Annotated in this window: 19 protein-coding genes; 10 read left to right on the forward strand and 9 right to left on the reverse strand. The window is 70.7% G+C overall.

Going from position 1 to position 18,023, the window contains the following annotated elements; genetic code table 11:
- Window positions 1–99 precede the first annotated feature (99 nt).
- The gene (locus ACFQRJ_RS00020; protein ID WP_377015670.1) at window positions 100–261 is read left to right on the forward strand and encodes a hypothetical protein; all 162 of its coding nucleotides are present in this window, start codon (window positions 100–102) and stop codon (window positions 259–261) included.
- A gap of 54 nt (window positions 262–315) precedes the next feature.
- Window positions 316–870: a CPBP family intramembrane glutamic endopeptidase gene (locus ACFQRJ_RS00025; protein ID WP_377015673.1), complete on the forward strand. Its 555-nt coding sequence runs from the start codon at window positions 316–318 to the stop codon at window positions 868–870.
- A 64-nt stretch (window positions 871–934) separates the two neighbouring features.
- Here ACFQRJ_RS00025 and ACFQRJ_RS00030 read toward each other — a convergent pair whose 3' ends face one another.
- The 6 genes from ACFQRJ_RS00030 to ACFQRJ_RS00055 all read right to left on the reverse strand — a co-directional run bounded on the left by ACFQRJ_RS00030 (window position 935) and on the right by ACFQRJ_RS00055 (window position 8,186).
- Window positions 935–1,579, reverse strand: a complete 645-nt coding sequence (locus ACFQRJ_RS00030) for a dihydrofolate reductase family protein (RefSeq protein ID WP_377015676.1) — start codon at window positions 1,577–1,579, stop codon at window positions 935–937.
- Window positions 1,580–1,838: 259 nt separating this feature from the next.
- A complete protein-coding gene (locus ACFQRJ_RS00035) occupies window positions 1,839–2,054 on the reverse strand; it encodes a CsbD family protein (RefSeq protein ID WP_377015679.1) in 216 nt (71 codons plus the stop codon).
- 98 nt (window positions 2,055–2,152) lie between these two features.
- Window positions 2,153–2,359, reverse strand: a complete 207-nt coding sequence (locus tag ACFQRJ_RS00040) for a hypothetical protein (protein ID WP_377015682.1) — start codon at window positions 2,357–2,359, stop codon at window positions 2,153–2,155.
- Window positions 2,360–2,655: 296 nt separating this feature from the next.
- The gene (locus tag ACFQRJ_RS00045) at window positions 2,656–4,677 is read right to left on the reverse strand and encodes a CocE/NonD family hydrolase (RefSeq protein ID WP_377015685.1); all 2,022 of its coding nucleotides are present in this window, start codon (window positions 4,675–4,677) and stop codon (window positions 2,656–2,658) included.
- A gap of 99 nt (window positions 4,678–4,776) precedes the next feature.
- Window positions 4,777–6,096 (reverse strand): acetyl-CoA carboxylase biotin carboxylase subunit family protein, encoded by a 1,320-nt coding sequence (locus ACFQRJ_RS00050; protein WP_377015688.1) that lies wholly within the window; start codon window positions 6,094–6,096, stop codon window positions 4,777–4,779.
- Window positions 6,097–6,239: 143 nt separating this feature from the next.
- The gene (locus ACFQRJ_RS00055) at window positions 6,240–8,186 is read right to left on the reverse strand and encodes an aconitate hydratase (protein WP_377015691.1); all 1,947 of its coding nucleotides are present in this window, start codon (window positions 8,184–8,186) and stop codon (window positions 6,240–6,242) included.
- Between the two features lie 324 nt (window positions 8,187–8,510).
- Between ACFQRJ_RS00055 and ACFQRJ_RS00060 the strand changes: the two genes are divergently transcribed.
- From ACFQRJ_RS00060 to ACFQRJ_RS00090, 7 genes are all read left to right on the forward strand, one after another.
- Window positions 8,511–9,254: a DUF5701 family protein gene (locus ACFQRJ_RS00060; protein ID WP_377015694.1), complete on the forward strand. Its 744-nt coding sequence runs from the start codon at window positions 8,511–8,513 to the stop codon at window positions 9,252–9,254.
- 94 nt (window positions 9,255–9,348) lie between these two features.
- A complete protein-coding gene (locus tag ACFQRJ_RS00065) occupies window positions 9,349–10,260 on the forward strand; it encodes a dihydrodipicolinate synthase family protein (protein ID WP_377015697.1) in 912 nt (303 codons plus the stop codon).
- A gap of 7 nt (window positions 10,261–10,267) precedes the next feature.
- A complete protein-coding gene (locus ACFQRJ_RS00070; protein ID WP_377015700.1) occupies window positions 10,268–10,774 on the forward strand; it encodes an AAA family ATPase in 507 nt (168 codons plus the stop codon).
- A gap of 252 nt (window positions 10,775–11,026) precedes the next feature.
- Window positions 11,027–11,995 carry a YncE family protein gene (locus ACFQRJ_RS00075; protein ID WP_377015703.1) on the forward strand — a complete coding sequence of 323 codons (969 nt, stop codon included), beginning with the start codon at window positions 11,027–11,029 and terminating at the stop codon, window positions 11,993–11,995.
- Window positions 11,996–12,167: 172 nt separating this feature from the next.
- Window positions 12,168–13,871, forward strand: coding sequence for a carbon starvation protein A (locus ACFQRJ_RS00080; RefSeq protein ID WP_377015706.1), 1,704 nt, complete (start codon window positions 12,168–12,170; stop codon window positions 13,869–13,871).
- Window positions 13,871–14,131 (forward strand): cory-CC-star protein, encoded by a 261-nt coding sequence (locus ACFQRJ_RS00085; RefSeq protein ID WP_377015709.1) that lies wholly within the window; start codon window positions 13,871–13,873, stop codon window positions 14,129–14,131. Before ACFQRJ_RS00080 ends, ACFQRJ_RS00085 begins: the two co-directional genes overlap by 1 nt.
- Window positions 14,122–15,186 (forward strand): ArsA family ATPase, encoded by a 1,065-nt coding sequence (locus tag ACFQRJ_RS00090; protein WP_377015712.1) that lies wholly within the window; start codon window positions 14,122–14,124, stop codon window positions 15,184–15,186. The genes ACFQRJ_RS00085 and ACFQRJ_RS00090 overlap by 10 nt, the downstream gene beginning before the upstream one ends.
- A gap of 322 nt (window positions 15,187–15,508) precedes the next feature.
- Here ACFQRJ_RS00090 and ACFQRJ_RS00095 read toward each other — a convergent pair whose 3' ends face one another.
- The gene (locus ACFQRJ_RS00095) at window positions 15,509–16,138 is read right to left on the reverse strand and encodes a helix-turn-helix transcriptional regulator (RefSeq protein WP_377015715.1); all 630 of its coding nucleotides are present in this window, start codon (window positions 16,136–16,138) and stop codon (window positions 15,509–15,511) included.
- Window positions 16,139–16,263: 125 nt separating this feature from the next.
- Between ACFQRJ_RS00095 and ACFQRJ_RS00100 the strand changes: the two genes are divergently transcribed.
- Window positions 16,264–16,632, forward strand: a complete 369-nt coding sequence (locus ACFQRJ_RS00100) for a VOC family protein (protein ID WP_377015718.1) — start codon at window positions 16,264–16,266, stop codon at window positions 16,630–16,632.
- 186 nt (window positions 16,633–16,818) lie between these two features.
- Here the strand turns inward: ACFQRJ_RS00100 and ACFQRJ_RS00105 are convergent, their stop codons facing one another.
- Window positions 16,819–17,361 (reverse strand): GDSL-type esterase/lipase family protein, encoded by a 543-nt coding sequence (locus tag ACFQRJ_RS00105; RefSeq protein WP_377015721.1) that lies wholly within the window; start codon window positions 17,359–17,361, stop codon window positions 16,819–16,821.
- Complete coding sequence (locus tag ACFQRJ_RS00110) at window positions 17,327–17,998, reverse strand: hypothetical protein (RefSeq protein WP_377015722.1); 672 nt, start codon at window positions 17,996–17,998, stop codon at window positions 17,327–17,329. The genes ACFQRJ_RS00105 and ACFQRJ_RS00110 overlap by 35 nt, the downstream gene beginning before the upstream one ends.
- Window positions 17,999–18,023: the final 25 nt, after the last annotated feature.

The raw sequence follows: 18,023 nt of genomic DNA on the forward strand, positions 1-18,023 counted from the left end.
ATGCTGGCCGTCGAACGGCTCGCATCCTAGGCCATGCACCCGCCGGGACCGAGTGGTCACGACCCTACCGAACAAGGCCGCACTAAGGAGGGTCCCCCAGTGAGCGCATCCCCTTCCTCCCCTCATAGACCCGGCTTCCTCGAGCTGGTCCGCGCCGAAGAGCTGCCCACCACCGCCCACTGGGCCCTGCGCGACTGGATCGCGATCGCGGCCGTCCCCCTGATCTTCCTGGGCGGCTGGCTGGTCGAGGCGGCGACCTAGAGCACCACCGTCCTCGCCATCTCCGACACCAGCATCCGGATCCTTCTGTTCATCGTGCTGGTGATCGCCAACCGCGAGCTGCTGGCCCGGCACTGGCGGGCCATGTGGCGGGCCAAGTGGCGCTCGCTGGGGCTCATCCTCGTCGGCATGGTCGTCATCCAGATCGTGATCTCCCTGCTGGGGGCGATCTTGCGACCGTTGTCCGGGGCGGACCTCACCGAGGAGAGCGTCGTGCCCGAACAGGCGTCGATCGCCTTCGGGGTGGTGCTGTTCGCCTCCCTCGGGCCGACGGTGACCGCGCTGGTCGAGGACTTCACCTTCCGCCATACCCTGCTGATGAAGTTCCCGGTGTGGAACAAGGCCGCCCTGGCCGCGTTGCTGGTGGTGGGCAACGCCCTTGTCTTCGGCCTGATCCACGTCAACAACTTCGACGGGCACTGGCTGCTGACGCTCGCCTACGCCGGCGCGGGCCTGGTCATGAACCTGGTCTACCTGTGGACGCGCAACATCTGGCACGTGCTGCTGATGCACGCCCTGAACAACTTCCTGCTCGGCGGGCCGGTCATCGTCCTGTTCGTTCACCTGATGGAGGGCGCGATCGGGGCGTGAGGCCCCGTCAGTTCACTCGACCATCCCGTTGACCTCGGAGATGGTCGGCGTCGCTCTCGGCCTCTCAGCGCCGCCAGAAGAAGCAGTGGGTGATGCCGCTGGGCGGGGTGACCTTCTCGAGGTGGAAGCGATCGGTGAGAACCTCGGGCCGGTCCCATAGTCGCAGCCCGGTACCCAGCTCCGTCGGGTAGACGGCCACATGCATCTCGTCGATGAGGTCCGCATCGAGGAACTCCCGGAGCGTGGTGACGCCGCCGCCGATGCGCACGTCCTTTCCGCCGGCCGCTTCCATCGCGCGCTCGAGCGTTTCGTGCGGGGTGGCCTCGAGGAAGTGGAAGGTCGTCTCGCCGAGGGTGAGGTCCGGCCGCGGGTGGTGGGTGAGGACGAAGACGGGGGTGTGGAACGGGGGCTCCTCGCCCCACCAGCCCTCCCACTCCAGGTCCGGCCAGGGCCCGCGGATGGGGCCGAACTTGTTGCGGCCCATGATCTCGGCACCGATGTTCCGGGCGAAGTCACGGGTGATGTAGTCCTCCACGCCGCGGGTGCCGCCTGGATCGGTGCGGTTGACCCAGCTGGCGGTCGCTCCCGCCCAGCCGAACAGGTCGCCGGGTTCCACCTCGCCGAAGGGCCGCTCCAGGGTCTGGTTCTCGCCGGCGCCGATGCCATCGCGAGAGACGTTGAAGTTCTGGACTCGGACTCGCTGGGTCATCGCGTGCTTCCTTCGGGCGTCGTCGCGGCAGGGAATGCGTCGACTCAGACTAGAGCTTCGCAGGCGCCTGGCGTTGTCCGATCCTGCGACGATGCCGGTCGGCCGTTGCCGCGCCATGTCGGCCCGCCGCACATCAGCGGCCACCGTGGAAGGGGCCGGACACACCGGTGGCGGCCCCACCGAGGTGGAGCCGCCACCGTGGCGCCCAACGCGCGTCGTCCGGGAGCGCGCGGGAGGGGGCGCCGGTCGTGGGCGCTGGTCAGCGAGAGCCGTCGCCCTTGTCGTCGCGGAGCCCGTCGAGGGCGCCCTTGACGGCGTCCCGGGCATCCTGCGCCTTGTCCTTGGCGGCGGCCTTGGTCTGCTGCGCCTGGCCCTCGGACTCTGCTTCCTTGTCACCGGTGGCCTTGCCGAAGCCTTCCTTCGCCTGGCCGGTCACCTTGTCCTTCGCGTTCTCGAACTTCTCGTCTGCACTCATCGGTGCCTCCTGGTGTCGACGCGAACATGCGTTCCGTTCTGGCCGCCCACTATACGAACCACACCGAAGCACTCTCGACCGGGTGGTCGCGCGGGGTCTTACGCCCCGAGGGTCGCTCCGCAGATGGGGCACTGCTCGTACTCCTTCCGCCCCCAGCGCGCCACGGGGAGGACGAAGAACAAAGTGAACTGCTGGAAGGACTTGCGGCGCATCCACTGAGCCGTGTTGTGGCAGCGCGGGCAGGTGCGCGTCGCTCCCGGGCCGAGGTCCCGCTCCTTCGGAGCGATGGAGAAGATGAAGAACATGGCGTGCTCCTAGTGGCTGTGTCGAGGTCGCCATACCGCCGCAGTGGTCGGAATAAGGGTCGCAGACCGGCAACTACGGCGGTATGGCCACGCGGTGCGGGACGCGCTGATGCGAGGCGGTCCGCGGTGCACGGCGGCCCCGGCCGGCTCGCCAGGGAGCACCCCCTCGTAGAGGCCGCTTGGACCCCGCGTAAACGGCCTCAACGAGGGGGTGCTCCCGGTGCGCCTGCTGCCCCGCGCCCCTTCACGTAGTGGCGGGGGAGGGGTGCTCGCGGGGCGCCCGCGGCCCCGCGCCGCTACACGTAGTCGCGGGGGATGGTGGTGCTCCAGGTCTGGGAGTGGATGCGTTCGACCCCCTCCCAGGCATCGAGCTCGGCGTAGACGTGGAAGTCGGTGGGCGTGGAGGTCAGCACGGTGCGCGTCGTGGTGTGCGCTGCCCACTCGCCGCGGGAGAACCCGATGTCCCACAGGGTCTCGCCGCGCACGGAGTTCACGTCGGTCCCCACGAAGCTGTAGGTCTCGTGGGCGTCGCGGCTGACGGTGAGGTCGATGTCGTCGAAGCGCACGGTGCCCAGCCCCTTGACCACGTCCAGCCGGCCGGCGAGCTCGACCAGGTCGCGGCTGACCTTCCACTCGTGGTTGCCCGGCTCCAGCCGGGTCGTGGCCAGCGGTTCGGCCCCCTCGGGCTCCCCGAACGTCGGGCTGACCTCGTCCTCCGGGCGGGGACGCACGGGCAGCACCAGTTCGCTGTCTTCGGGGTGGATCGTCAGCCGCACGGGCTCGGGCGGCGGCCACACCACCGGCCAGTACGACGTGGAGATCGAGACCCGCAGCCGGTGCCCGGCCGGGAAGGACTGCGCCATGCCGTTCAGCCACACCTGCACGGTCTGCCGCTCGCCCGGGACCAGCTCGCTGGGGTCGTCAGAACCGGTGCGGTGGGTGAGGTTGTGGACCCCGTAGCTGACGCGGGTGGAGGCGCCGTCGGGCGCGATATCCGAGAGCCGCACGATGACCTGCGCGATCGGCTGGTCCACGGCCACGTCCAGCGAGACCATCGGCGAGCCCAGCACCTCGAGCCGCTCGGTGAGCTCGTCGGAGGTGAAGACCAGGCAGCCGCCGTCCTCCTCGCGCTGGTCGTAGGGCATGTCCGGCGGGGCGTTGTACGAGCACCACTTGCCGGCGAACTGCCCCACCGACAGCGGCGAGCGCACCGATCGCGGCGGGCTGGAGGGGTCGGAGCCGGGCGGATGGATCCGGTAGTAGCCCAGCGGGTAGTGCGTCGGCTCGATGCGGTCGCTGGGCCAGGAGCTCTCGCCCACCCAGCGGCCCGGCCGCTCCTCGTAGGTGGTGGCCGGCGGGGCGTGGTCCTGCATCCAGATCGTCAGCGCCGGCCGGTCCATCGCGCCGTTGTCCCGCCGGTCCTTCAGCCAGTGATCCCACCAGTCGACCATCTCCTGCAGGAACCCGATGGCCGGTCCGGGCTCGCCGAGGTGGGGGTACTTGTGGCTCCACGGGCCGATCAGGCCGCGCACCGGGGAGTCCAGGCCGGACAGCAGGCGGAAGACGGCGTTGGAGTATCCGTCGGCCCAGCCGCTGACGGCGAGCACCGGCACCTCGATCGCCGAGTAGTCCTCGATCACGGAGCCGTGGCGCCAGTAGTCGTCGCGCCGCTGGTGGCGCAGCCACGTATCCAGCCACAGCCCGCTGTTCTCCAGCCGCTCCAGCCACATCTCGCGCCAGCTCTCGCCCACCACGGCCGGGTCGGGCGGGCAGCCGTTGTAGGCGAACATGGTCGAGGCCCAGGAGAGGTTGTCCGTGAGCAGGCAGCCGCCCATGTAGTGGACGTCGTCGGTGTAGCGGTCATCGGTGGAGCACACGGTGACGATCGCGCCGAGGCTCGGGGGCCGACGGGCCGCGACCTGCAGGGCGTTGAACCCGCCCCAGGAGATGCCCATCATCGCGGTGCGGCCCGAGCACCACGGCTGCTCGGCCATCCACGCCAGGATCTCCTCGGCGTCGCGCAGCTCCTGCTCGAGGTACTCGTCGGTCAGCACCCCCTCGGAGTCGCCGCTGCCGCGCAGATCCACCCGCAGGCAGGCGTAGCCGTGCCCGGCCATGTAGGGATGGTGGATGGAGTCGCGCTGGGCGGTGAGGTCGCGTTTGCGATAGGGGATCAGCTCCAGGATCCCGGGCACCGGCTCGGTGTCCGAGGAGACCGGCCGCCACATCCGCGCCGCCAGGCGCGTCCCGTCGGACATCTCGATCCACAGGTGCTCGGTCTCGGTGACCTCGTGCGGAAAGCTCGTCACGGTCCTCATCCGGTCTCCACGTCTCCTCTCGTCACGATTCTGGTCCGTTCGTCACAGCTCCGGGCCTTGGTCACAGCCTGAGCGCTCGTCCCGGCTCGAGGGCGCTCGTCACAGCTCCAGCCCGGAGTCCGAGATCGTCGTCCCGTCGGCGGCGACCTCGTCGATCCGGAAGTCCAGCGCCTCCACGCAGCGCTGGAAGGCACGGGTGATGGTGGCCTCGTCGTCCCCGCCCGTGAAGATCGTGGCCATCACGTAGCTGTAGGCGTCCTCCGAGACCCGCTGCGAGAGGCGCTCGCCGACCACCGCCGTCACCTCGATGGTGGTGCCGGGCAGCTCGCGCTCCAGCTCGGCGATCTGCTCGCCGGAGGGGACTGCGCGCACGATCCCGTCCTCGCGGAAGACGCGCAGGAACCACTTCGCGGCCATCCCGTAGGGGCCGGTGCGGTGGGGCAGCTGCGGCGTGCGTCCGAAGGCCACATCCAGCATGGCCTGGTGGTTCGAGACACCGTCGACCATCTCGAACAGCAGCGCGTGGGACTGGGAGTGGCGGGCGTTGACCTCGAGCACGTTGATCGCGCCGGTGCGCTCGTCCCAGAAGAACTCGACGTTGAAGGTGGAGTCGGTCAGCCCCGTCGCAGTGATCACCTTCCGCGCGATGTCGCTGAGGCGCTCCTGGATCTCCCACGGAGCCGAGGACGGGTACTGATAGCGCAGGAAGCTCGAGCTGTCCGGGTAGTCGAAGGAGTCGATCACGCCGTAGACGACGACCTCGCCGCCGTGGCTGAACCCCTCCAGTGTCATCTGCCGCCCGCCCACGGCGGCCTCGACCAGGCAGGCCTGCCCGCCGATGCGCTCGATCTCCGGGGGCAGCGGGACCATGTCCAGCACGTCCTGGAACGGCGACCCGAGGCGGTCGATGACGGCGCGCACGTCCGGCAGGTGGCGGCGCAGATCCGCGTCGTCCTCGAGCCGGTAGGCACCCTCGGACGACGCGGAGTTGACCGGTTTGATCCACACCGGATAGCTCATGCCCTCGGGCAGCACCGGCTCGGGGATGTCGAGGTCGAGCAGGCCGAACGCGGGTACCTCCTCGATCGCGTCGGCCTGGACCAGCCGCGCCCAGTACTTGTGCTCGCAGCGCAGCACCGCCCGGAGATCGGCCGACGGCAGCCCGTAGCGGGAGCACAGGATCGGCACCATCTCCACCATCGGGAAGTCCCAGAAGCTGACGATCGCGTCGATCGGATCGGCGGCGTCGCGCAGTTCCTCCTCCGCCCGGTGCAGCAGCTCGTGGATGTCGATGTGGGTCGACTGCAGGTCCCGGCGCGCCAGCAGGCGGTGGAACTCGAGGTCCGCGGCGCCGGGCAGGCGGCGAAGGATCTCCAGGTTGTGCTGGTCCAGCCCGAGGACGAAGACGTGGCGCGTCATGTTCGATCTCCTTCGACCGTGGTGCGGGGTGCTCGCGTCAGCAGAGCCCGGTGCCCTCATAGTGCGGGAGAGGGCAGGCCGCGTAAAGGCGCTATGACCGGCCGGTCAGCGAGCGCGGCGCGTGAGCACGCGCCCCGGCCGCCTCAGCTGACCTCGCGCGCCGCCAGCGGGATGCGCCCGCCGGCCAGGATCATCTCCACCTGCCGGTCCGAGAGCCGGTGGCGCAGGCGCACCTCGCGGCCGCCGATGGTGGCGGTGAGGTCGTGGCCGGCCTGCAGTGCGTCGTGGATGCCCTCGAGCACCGCCTGGTCCCCGACGCTGATCTGCTCGCGGTCGGAGGGGTCGACGAACTCCAGGGCGAGGATCCCGAAGTTGGCGAGGTTCTGCCAGTGGATCCGTGCGAAGGACTCCGCGATCACCACGCGCAGCCCCAGGTACTGCGGAGCGATCACCGCGTGCTCGCGGGAGGAGCCCTGCCCGTAGTTCTTGCCCGCCACCACCACGTGCCCGCCGGGGGTCTGCTGGGCCTTGGCGGGGTAGTCGGGATCGATGCGGGTGAAGGCGAACTCGGAGATCTTGGGGATGTTGCTGCGGTAGGGGAGGGCCTTGGACCCGGCCGGCATGATCTCGTCGGTCGAGACGTCGTCCCCCATCGCCAGCAGCACCGGCACGTCGAGGTGGTCCTCGATGGGCTCGGCGTCCGGCAGCGCGGAGATGTTGGGGCCCTTGACCAGCTCCACCTTCGCCGCCTCCTCGGGCGGCAGCGGCGGGGTGAGCATGTCGTCGATGACGCTGTAGCGCTCGGGCATCGTCGGCCGCGGGTAGACGATCGTGTGGGAGTCGACCAGCGTGCGCGGATCGGTGATCTTCCCGGTCAGCGCGGCGGCCGCGGCGGTCTCCGGCGAGCACAGCCACACTGCGTCCTCCTCCGTGCCCGAGCGGCCCGGGAAGTTGCGCGGCATCGTGCGCAGCGAGTTGCGGCCGCTGGCGGGCGCCTGGCCCATGCCGATGCAGCCCATGCAGCCGGACTGGTGGATGCGAGCGCCGGCCGAGACCAGCGCGGCCAGCCAGCCTCCGGAGATGAGGTCGGCGAGGACCTCGCGGGAGGTGGGGTTGATGTCGACCGAGACGCCCGGGTGCGCCTGGCGGCCATCGAGGATCTGGGCGACCACGGCGAAGTCGCGCAGCCCCGGGTTGGCCGACGAGCCGACCACGACCTGCGAGACGTCCTCTCCGGCGACCTCGGCGACCGGCACCACGTTGCCGGGGGAGGAGGGTTTGGCGATCAGCGGCTCGAGGGTGGCCAGGTCGATGTGCTCTGTGTGGTCGTAGCTCGCGCCCTCGTCTGCCTCGATGCGCTGGAACTCGTTCTCGCGGCCGACGGCCCGCAGGTAGTCGCGCACGGCGTCGTCGGCGGGGAAGACGGTCGCGGTGGCGCCGAGCTCGGCGCCCATGTTCGCGATCACGTGGCGGTCCATGGCGCTCAGCTGCGCGAGCCCGGAGCCGTGGTACTCGATGATCCGGCCGACGCCGCCGCTGACCCCGTGGCGGCGCAGCATCTCGAGGACCACGTCCTTGGCCGAGACCCAGTCCGGCAGGGTCCCGGTCAGCTCCACGCCCCAGATCTCCGGGACGCCGACGTACAGCGGCTGGCCGGCCATCGCCATCGCCGCCTCCAGGCCGCCCACGCCGATGGCGAGCATGCCCAGGGCGCCCGCGGCGCAGGTGTGGGAGTCCGAGCCGATGAGGATGGTGCCGGGCCGGCCGAAGTGGGCCTGGTGGACGGGGTGGGAGACGCCGTTGCCGGGCTTGGAGAACCACAGCCCGAAGCGCTGCGCGGCGGACTGCAGGAAGAGGTGGTCGTCGGGGTTCTTCTCGTCGGTCTGCAGCAGGTTGTGGTCGACGTACTGGACCGACAGCTCCGTGCGCACCCGATCGAGGCCCATCGCCTCCAACTCCATCATCACCATGGTGCCGGTGGCGTCCTGGGTGAGGGTCTGGTCGACCTTGAGGCCGACCTCGGAGCCGGGCGCCAGGTCCCCTTCGAGCAGGTGAGAGTCGATGAGCTTCTGTGCGACGTTCAGTGCCATGGCGCTGTTCCTCCTGGGATCGCGGCCCGCCCCGGTCCGTCGGCGGACCTTCTTCCAGCCTAGGCCGGATCCGGGCGGGCTGCCCAGGGTTCGACCGGGCGGGCGGCAGCGGCTCCCGACGGGCGCGACGCGGGGAAGCGGTCACTGGGGAAGTGCAGTCAGCCTGGCTGACGGCGCCGCGGCTCGCAGCACCACTGCCCGAGCGTCCGGGTCAGAGGGGCAGTACCGGATTCTCGCGGCGGTAATCTGGCCGCAGGCAGGCGACGTCTTCTCGCGCCAGGGAATGAGGCACGCTTCCGCCACGTTGGGGTGCTTGCGGCCGACGTGCCCTCGTCACGCCGCGCCCCGCACCATCCCGGCACTGCCGCCCCTGCCCGAGGAGACGCCATCACGCAGCCCGACGCCGCCCTGCCGACGAACGCCGCCCCCACCGCCGTGTCCCTGCCGAGCCTCGCCGACCAGGCCCAGCGCCTGATCGACCTCGACGTCCATGCCCGCGCCGGACTCACGGCGCAGGCCCTGCACGCTGCGGCCGACTCGCGGGGGAGCGCCCGCACCGATGCGCTGCTGGCGATCCGCCCCGACCTGGCGCCGCCGTCGGCCCTGGCACCACTGATGCGACGGGCCGACAAGCCCGGCTTCGTCGTCGAGGACATGACTGATGTGGACGAGTTCGCACCCGTCGGCATCGACGTCCCGTCGACCCCGGTGTACGTCGTCGAGGGGGTCGACCGCGGCGACGCTTTCGCCAACCGCACGCCAGAGGAGAGCCTCCCGGAGATCACGGGTCCCGGTCGCAGCCCGCTGCTGCTGATGGAGGGTCTGCACTGGGTCCTCCAGCAGCCGGGCGTCCTGGAGCGCAACCACTGCTTCATGACCATCGGATCCCGGCTGACGACGAAGAGCGGAAAGTTCGACTCCCGCACCCCGGCGCTGTGGATCAGCAACGGGACCGGACGCGACGGGCGCGAGCGGAAGGACGCTCCGAAGCTCGGCTGGTGCTGGTGGGGCAACCGCCACACGTGGCTCGGGATCGCCTCCGCCGCCGGTCGTGTCGCCGTGAGCTGAGCGTCGCGCCGCCAGGCTCTGACAGCCGGGCCCTGAGAAACGGGTGCTGAGAAACCTGTAGAGGGGCGGGTCCGGGCGCTGTACGTTCGGGCGCATGCTCACCGGTCTCAGCGCCTTTCCCCTCACCCCGTTCCGGCACGACGACGTGGACATGGGCGCGTATGCACGCCTGGTCGCTCGCATGGTCGAGGCGGGCGTGGACTCGATCGGCGCGCTGGGGTCGACAGGTTCCTACGCCTACCTCGACCGCAGCGAGCGGCGAGCGGTCGCCGCTGCCACCGTCGAGCACGCCGGCGAGGTGCCGGTGATCGTCGGCATCGGAGCGCTGCGCACCTCATGGGTCAGGGCTCTCGCCGCCGACGCCCAGGAGGCGGGGGCATCCGCCGTGCTGCTGGCCCCGATGAGCTACCAGCCGCTGACCGAGGACGACGTGGCCGGGCTCTACGAGGACGTGACCGCCGAGCTCTCGGTCCCGCTGGTCGTCTATGACAACCCCGGCACCACGCATTTCACCTTCGCCCTCGATCTCTACGCCCACATCGCCCGGTTGCCCCAGGTGGGGGCGATCAAGATCCCACCGGTGGCGGGGAGCGTCGCCGAGGTGCGTGAGCGCGTGCAGGCGATCCGTGCCGTCGTTCCCGGCCACGTGAAGCTCGGGATCTCCGGTGATGGGTTCGCGGCAACAGGATTGCTGGCCGGATGCGACGCCTGGTTCTCGTCCCTCGGCGGCACCCTCCCTCGCACGATGGCCGGCGTCGCTCGCAGCGCACTCGCGGCCCGGGCCGACGGCACGTCCCGGGCAGAGCGCTCGCTGGCCGACTCGGAGGGACTGCGCCCTCTGTGGGACCTGATCGCCGACTTCGGGAGCCTGCGCGTCGCGGCCGCGATCGCCGAGCACCTCGGACTGGTCGCCGCACCCTCCCTGCCGCGCCCGCTGCGCGGCCTCACCGAGGAGGACCGTTCTCGCGTGCGAGAGGTCGTCGACACGCTGGATCTGAGGGAGTGACAGCCGCATGGGCACGAAGAACTACTTGATCGAAGGGCTCTCGGGCACCGGCAAGACCACCGTCGCCGAGGAGCTCCAGCGACGCGGCCACCACGTGATCCACGGGGATCGGGAGCTGGCCTACCAGGGTGACCCCGAGTCCGGTGAGCCGACCGAGACCCAGCTCCACGAGCACCACATCTGGGATGCCCGGAAGGTCAGGCAGCTCGCGGGCGATCAGTCGGCGCCCGCCACCTTCTTCTGCGGCGGCTCGAGGAATCTCCCGCAGTTCCGGGACGTCTTCGACGAGGTGTTCGTGCTGCGGGTCGACCTCGCCACGCTCACCCGGCGGCTGGATGCGCGGCCGGACGAGGAGTGGGGCGGAGGGAAACCGACCGAGCGATCCCGTATCGAGCAGTGGCACCGCAACCACGAGGACGTCCCGGCCGGCGCCATCCCGATCGACGCCACCGCGCCCGTGGCCGACGTCGTGGACGACATCCTCCGGAGGTGCGGCACCCGCACAGTGCGGTAACAGGCTCGCGGAGGCTGCCATCGCGCGCACCGGTGGGGGCACGTCGTTGAACCGGCCTCACCCCGCGTCTACCGTGTTTCGCGGTCGCGCAGCGGCGTCCACCGTGCCCTGCGCGCAGCGAACCGAGCATCCCGGAACGAACCGAGCGTCCCGAGTGGACGAGCGAAAGGGCAGAGCGACATGGTGACCCGACGGACCGTATTCCGCGCCGTGGGCGGCGGACTCCTCGCAGCAGGAGCGGCCCCGACCGTGATGACCTCCCCGGCAGGCGCCGAGAACACCCCCAGCGGCGGAGACCTCGAGGGCACTCTGGTCGTGGTCGAGAAGAGCGGCCATGCCGTCGCCTTCCACGACGCCGCCGACGGGACCCTGCTCGAGCGGATCGAGCTGGGGGAGTACCCGCACGAGATGGTCATCGACAGCGCCTCGAAGTACGCCTACGTCGGCCACTACGGGGTGCGGATGTCCGGTGATGTCGGCAGCGGCGGGACCAGCGTGTTCGTCATCGATCTCGACGCCCGCGAGCTGGTGCGGACGATCGACCTCAGCCCGTTCAACCGCCTCCACGGCATCGCGATCGACGAGCAGGACCGGCTCTACGTCCTCAGCGAGGAGAAGGCCGTGCTGGTGCGGATCGACGATCCCGCAGAGGCCGAGGCCCCGTCGGCCGCCGTGCACACCGGCGGCATCAAGACCCACATGGTCACGCTCAACCGTGAGGGCACCCGCGCCTACGTCACCGGGCTGCTGTCGCACACCGTGAGTCTGGCCGACCCGCACGACGCCTCCGTCGCCCCGGTGATCGCCTCCCCGGGCCGGATCCCGGAGAGCTGCGCCCTCAGCCAGGACGAGAAGCACCTCTACGTCGGCGCCCGCGAGGACAAGGCACTCGTGCGGCTCGATGCGCGGACGATGAAGGAGAAGCAGCGGGCCGACGTCCCCGGCGACCCGCTGCGCGTCTACGTGATCCCCGGCCAGGACAAGCTGCTGACCACGGACATCGAGAACCGCACCGTCACCCGCTACGACGCGGATCTCGCCGAGGAGACCTCCATCGGTTTCGACGGGACGCCGGCCGGGATCTCCTTCCACCCCTCGGAGCCGACGGCGTTCGTGACCCTGCTGGATGCCGACACGGTCGCGATCCTCGACCTCGACGCCTTCACCGTCACCGGCACCATCTCCACCGGCTCCGAGCCCGACGTGACCGCGTTGATCTGACGTCCGAGCGCACCCGGAGCGGTGCCGACAGCGCCCCCGTCGTCGGCTACCGTGTGTGCCAACGCGCGCGATGGGGACGCGGACGGAGCCACGCCGCCCACGGCGGCCGCCGGCCCCTGATCGTGGACGCCCACCGGCGCGCGTACCGCACATGACAGGAAGGCTTCCCCCAGTGAACTCGCTGATCCTCGCCGTCGTCGGCATCGCCATGATGGTCGCGGGGTACGTGCTGTACTCCCGCTTCCTCTCCGGTCGCGTCTACAAGCTCGACGCGGCCTTCCGCACCCCCGCCCATGAGCTGCGCGACGGCGTGGATTTCGTGCCCACCAACAAGTTCGTGCTCTGGGGGCACCACTTCACCTCCGTCGCCGGGGCCGCGCCCATCGTCGGCCCCGCGGTCGCCGTGATCTGGGGCTGGCTGCCCGCGTTCCTGTGGGTCACGCTCGGCACCGTCTTCTTCGCCGGCATGCACGACCTCGGCGCGCTGTGGGCCTCGGTGCGCAACCGCGGCCAGTCCATCGGCACGCTCTCGGCCCGCTACATCGGCGCCCGCGGCAGCCGGCTGTTCCTGGTGGTCATCTTCCTGCTGCTGCTCATGGTCAACGCCGCCTTCGCCGTGGTGATCTCCGGGCTGTTCGTCTCGACCCCGACAGCGGTGATCCCGGTCTGGGGCGCGCTGGTGGTCGCGGTGCTGATCGGTCAGGCCATCTACCGGCTGAAGTGGAGCCTGCCGGTGGTCTCCGTGGTGGGCGTGGCCGCCCTGTACGCCCTGATCCTGGTCGGCGACCGGTTCCCCGTCGCCCTGCCGGAGACGGTGCTGGGGATGTCCGCCGAGGCGTTCTGGATCCTGGTGCTGTTCGTCTACGCCGCCATCGCCTCGACCCTGCCGGTGTGGGTGCTGCTGCAGCCGCGCGACTACATCAACGGCCTGCAGCTGTTCATCGGCCTGGGGCTGCTGTACGGCTCGGTGCTGATCTTCCGGCCCGAGATCGTCGCCCCCTCGTTCAACACCAGCGTGCCCGAGGGCACGCCCGGGGTGATGCCGCTGCTGTTCGTGACCATCGCCTGCGGCGCGATCTCCGGCTTCCACGGCATCGTCTCCTCCGGCACCTCCTCCAAGCAGCTGGACAAGGAGACCGACGCCCGCTTCGTCGGCTACTTCGGCGCCGTCGGCGAGGGGCTGCTGGCGCTCGGCGCGATCATCGCCACCACCGCGGGCTTCCGTACGCTCGCCGACTGGGAATCGGTGTACTCGGCGTTCAACGAGGGCGGCGTCGTCGCGTTCGTCGACGGCGGCGGCGCGATCCTCAACGCCGGCCTGGGCCTGCCGACGTCGCTGTCGGCCACGATCCTGGCCACCATGGCCGTGCTGTTCGCGGCGACCACCATGGATACGGGCGTGCGACTGCAGCGCTTCGTGGTCCAGGAGATGGGCCAGATCGTCGGCCTCAAACTCGGCACGCTCTCGGCGACCCTCGTCGTGCTCGTGGTGTGCCTGGCACTCGCCTTCGGCGCGGGGGCCGACGGGTCCGGCGGCATGCTGATCTGGCCGCTGTTCGGCACCACCAACCAGCTGCTGGCCGGGCTGACCCTGGCGATCCTGGCCGTGATGCTCACCCGCAAGCGCCGCCCCGTGCTGCCGGTGATGATCCCGCTGCTGTTCGTCCTCTTCGTCAGCGTCTACGCCCTGCTGATCCAGCTCGGCGGGTTCCTCGCCGAGGGCAACTGGCTGCTGCTGATCATGGACATCGTCATCCTGATCGCGGCGGTGTGGGTGATCGTCGAATCCGCCATCGCCCTGAACCGTGCGCGCCGGCAGGAGCCGGAACTGGACGAGCCGGCCGCGACGACCGCCGACGAGGGCCGCGCACGCTGATGGCGCGCTCCCGCTGGCGGGCATTCAGCGACGGACTGCGCGAGTTCTACGTCGCCCCGTACCGCCGCACCTTCGCCCGTGCCCGGCGCGACCAGGACGACCTGTTCCGCATGCTGGTGATGAGCGAGATGCTGGGGGTGCCGAACCCCGTCTCGTATTACACCGCGGAGCTGCTGCCGGTGCTCTACGACAGCTTCCACGACTGGCACCGCCGCATGGGCATGGAGCGCTCCCCGCTGGAGGATTTCCGATGCTGCTGAGCCTTGCCGCCCAGCGGCGCGTGCTGTTCCTGGGCGGCAAGGGCGGCGTCGGCAAGACCACCGTCGCCTCCGCGCTCGCGCTCGCCGCCGCGCGGGAGGGCCGGCGGGTGCTGGTGGTCTCCACCGACCCGGCCCACAACCTCGGCCACCTCTGGGATCAGAGGATCGGCGATCGCATCACCCCGCTGGACGGGGACGGAGGTGCCGCGGCTGCGATGGATGGCGACGGTGGCCCGCGTGTCGGCGCCGGTCCCGCCGCTGGAGATGGCACCAGCGGCGGCTTGCTCGCCGGCATCGAGATCGACCCCGACGCCACCACGGATCAGCACCTGGCCGAGGTGGGCAGCACCCTGAAGCGGCTGATGCCCGAGCACCTCGCCGGCGAGGTCGACAAGCACATGGGCCTCTCCCGCCGCTCCCCGGGCACCCACGAGGCCGCTGTGCTGGAGCGGATCACCGAGCTGGTCGAGACCGGGATGCAGGACTTCGACCTGGTCGTCGTCGACACCGCCCCCTCCGGTCATACCGCCCGACTGATGACGCTGCCGGAGGTCATGACGGCCTGGACCGACGGGCTGCTGAGCCGCCGGGAGAAGTCCGAGAAGCTGGGCGCGGCGCTGCGGGGCCTGGACGGGCACGGCTCGAAGATCCTCGGCAGTGCCGCCCCGCGCGACCCCGTCGCGGAGCGCGACGAGGAGATCCGCTCCATCCTGCTGCGCCGCCGCGATCGCCTCGCTGGCCTCCGGGAGGTTCTCACCGACGCCGAGACCACCTCCTTCGCGATCGTGCTGGCCGCCGAGCGTCTGCCGGTGCTCGAGACCATCGAGCTGCACGAGGAGCTGACCCGCACCGGCGTCGACGTCGGCGCACTCGTGGTCAACAAGCGCTCCCCGGCAGGCCGCGGGGACTTCCTGGAGCGCCGCCGGGCACTGGAGGAGGAGCATCTGGCCACCCTCCGCTCCGCGCTGCCGGAGGTGCCGCTGCAGGAGATCCCGCTGGGGGAGGAGGACGTCGTCGGCGTCGCCGCGCTGGAGCGGTTCGCGCGGTTGCTGTGACGTGCTGACGGCTCGAGGCCGCGCCTTCCCGGCACCCGAACATGCCCGCCGGGGCTCGTCGCCGCGGACATGCAGCTGGCCATGCTGTCCCTCGCCAACCCCGTGGTCCTCCAGCAGCTGGACGAGAAGAGCGACAGTTACGAGCACGCCCGGCTGATGAGTGTGGACCGGGCCCGAGAGGTGCCCGTGTCGATCCGGACGTTCCTCACCGAGGTCAGCGCCATGGAGGCCTCCGACGGCGGGGGCGTCCTGGCGGGCGAGCCCGAGGACACCCTGCGCGAGCTGACCGTTTGGACCGATGCAGAGGGCGTGACCGAGGGGGTCACTCGTCGGTCTTCTCGATCCGCGCGATGCAGTCGGTGCGGAAGCCGCGCACTGCCTCGCGCAGCCGGCACCAGCCCACCAGGATCCAGGCGCCGCGCACGGTGATCAGTCCCAGCGGCTCCACGTGCCGCTGGGTGCGCTCGCCGCAGAGGTGCGAGACGTACTCGAGCTCGAGAACGCGCGGCCGGACCAGCACATCGCGGATCACCGCGTCGACGTCCTCGGTGGCTCTGCCCTCCGGGGCCATGCTCGCCACCCGGCCGGCGAGGTCCCGGACCATCTCCCGACGCTCGGGAGGCAGAGCGGCCAGAACTTTATCCATCGCCCGGCGCGAATCTCCTGCGAAGGGCGAGCCCATCATGACGCTGAGCCCGGCGACGACCGCCGTCGCCTCCTGCGGCGTGAAGGCCAGCGGCGGCAGCGAGTAGTCCCGTCGGACCGCGTACCCGCCGCGCCGCCCGGGCTCGGCGTAGATCGGGACGCCGGCCTCCTGCAGCGCGCGGACATCCCGCTCGATGGTGCGGGTGCTCACCCCGAATCGCGCGGCCAGCCGCGGCACCGAGATGGGGCGTTCGGCGTTGGCTCGCAGCACGTCGAGCACGGCGTGGTGACGTTCACTGCGGCGCATCCTCTCAGGGTAGAGAGCGCGACCGGGACTACGGCGAAAGTTCGGGTCGAAACCCCGACAGACTGCTGTCGCGCGGCCGCCTGATCCTGGAGGCACACACCCCGATCAGAGAGGAAAACTCCACCATGACCAGTCCGAACATGTTCATCGTCTACGTCAGCGACGTCGTCCGGACCGTCGACTTCTACCGACAGCTCTTCGACATCGAGCCGAGCTTCTTCCCCAGCCCCGGGTTCGCCGCCTTCTCCCTGGCCGACGGGGTGGACCTGGCCCTGTGGAGCGGTCACGGCGACGCGCTCGCCGGAGACCCGGTGCGCACCAGCGAGGTGACCCTGTGCCTGCCCGGCGGGCCGGAAGTCGTCGAGGAGCAGTACCGCACCTGGGCGGGCCTCGGCGTCACGGTGCTTGAGCCCCCTCACGACGCCGTCTTCGGCCGCACCTTCGTCGTCGCCGACCCCGACGGGAACCGCATCCGCGTCGCGCCGGTGGACTGACGGGCCCGCCGGCCCGGCGTCGATGCCCCGAAGGGTTCGAACCCCGTCGGGGCATCGTGCGCGGCTATTCGGCGCGCTCTCGATGGTCAGCAGTGAGGATGTGAGCGACGGGCACTGAACTCATGAATCACTTCTCAGGATGACGGAGAGAAGCCGCGGATCGGTCCGCGCGGCTGCTGTATCGCGTCAGTGAGTCGCAGCCGAGCGAGCTGCCGTCCCTGCGCGCCCCAGCGCCAGCTGCGCGAATCGCTCCCCGATCAGGCGATGCGCTGCGGTCGAAGGGTGCAGCCCGTCGGGCAGCGGCAGCCGGTCGGCGTCGGCCTCGCCGTACAGGGAGAGCCCGTCGACCAGGTGCAGGTGCTGGTCGTCGCTGCGCCCCTCGAGTACCTCCCTCGTGGCGTCCCGGATCACCTCGAGGGTCAGTCGCCCCAGCTCCGTGTCGCCGGGGGCCCCGGTCGCCGTGAAGCGCACCTGGTCGCTGCCGATGCTCTCGGGGTCGATAGCACCCGGGCCGGGAGTGCGCTCGTGGATCCCACAGTAGATCGGGGTGACCACGAGCAGCGGAGCATCGGGATGGCCTTCGCGAACGGTGTCGAGCAGCCCGTGCAGTGCGGGGACGAACGTGCGGCGCCGCATGGCATCGGCGTTGACGAGGTTGATGCCGATCGCGAGGCTCACCACGTCGGCCGGCTCGTCACGGACGATGCGGCCGATGAACGGATCGGCCATGGCGCTGCCGCCCAGCGGCCAGGTTCCGCAGCCGCATGCCGGCCGCGCGGGCGGCGACCACGGGCCAGATGCCGGTCGGGTGGGTGGCGTTCGAGCCCTGACTGATCGAGCTGCCGTAGTGGATCCACCGCGGCCCCGTCTGCTCCGCGGGCCGCACCGGTGCGTCGGCGCGCGCGGAGAGGATCTCGACCTCCTCGGTGTGGGGCAGCCACAGCTGGACGTGGTGCTCACCGGGGGAGGGGAGCTCGAGGAGGACCCGGTGCGGGGATCCGGTGACCAGTTCCGTGCTGCCGTCCCGGAGGTCGACCTGGACTGCGTCACCACCGGTGAGGCTCTCGCTGCGCAGGAGTTCGCCGTCGACGACCACGTCCACGGCGCCCCGTGGGCGCGGCGCACCGACGTAGTCCACGCGGCGGGGGTGCAGGACCAGCTCCACCTGCCCTGCCGCAGTGCGCAGCTCCAGGCGCACCCCGGAGGGCTGTGCCTCCATGGCCATCAGCTGCGGCTCGGGCCAGCGCTCGCGCAGCCACGAGGGCAGCCGGTGGGGCCGCACGCCCCGTGCGGTCCGCTCCAGGCCGCCGTCAGCGGCGGTTGCGGAGCCGAGGAGGAACTCGTCGGTGAGAGGGACGTCGATCATGCGGGGTGTCCTTCGCGGGAAGCTG

The organism is Brachybacterium sp. GCM10030252, from assembly GCF_042666535.1.
Classification (GTDB): domain Bacteria; phylum Actinomycetota; class Actinomycetes; order Actinomycetales; family Dermabacteraceae; genus Brachybacterium.